This window comes from Streptomyces mutabilis, assembly GCF_014649815.1.
Taxonomy (GTDB): Bacteria; Actinomycetota; Actinomycetes; order Streptomycetales; family Streptomycetaceae; genus Streptomyces; species Streptomyces mutabilis.
In genome coordinates this window covers 1-580 of sequence record NZ_BMTT01000232.1, presented here as the reverse complement: position 1 = coordinate 580, position 580 = coordinate 1, and the positions used below count along the sequence as shown (strand labels likewise).

General features: G+C 54.7%; 1 protein-coding gene. It reads left to right on the top strand.

Going from position 1 to position 580, the window contains the following annotated elements:
* Positions 1-48 precede the first annotated feature (48 nt).
* The coding region (locus IE142_RS35575) for a CNNM domain-containing protein (RefSeq protein ID WP_191889490.1) at positions 49-580 on the top strand (532 nt) is incomplete at its 3' end.

Genomic DNA, 580 nt, shown 5'->3' with positions numbered 1-580 from the left:
ATCAGGAGATACAGACACTTTGACATACCGCCCCGATAGAGTGGAACCATGTCTCTAGGTTTGAACATTCTTCTGATTTTCGTTTTTCTGTTGCTCGGATCGGTGTTCGCCGGCACCGAACTGGCGTTGGTCAGCCTGCGTGGATCGCAGATCGACCAGATGGAACAGGAGGATGCCCGCGGAAAGCGCGTCGCACAGATCGCGCGAGATCCGAACGCGTTTTTGTCGACCGTACAGATCGGCGTGACGTTGAGCGGTTTCCTTTCCGCATCGTTCGGCGAATCGTCGATTTCGCCTTATATTGTGCCGATCGTTGAAAGTTGGGGCGTGCCGACGAGTGTGGCCGCTCCCCTGACCACCATTGTGCTGACGTTGATCATTTCGTACTGTTCGATCGTGATTTCGGAGTTGGTGCCGAAGCGTATCGCCATGCAACGCAACGAGCAGATCGCGCGTGCCGTGGTACCTGCGATTCATGTGTTTGCGAAGGTGTGCAAGCCGATGATTTGGCTGATCGGCAAGAACACGAACATTATCGTGCGCTTGCTTGGTTTCGACCCGAACGAAACCGACAGCGAAG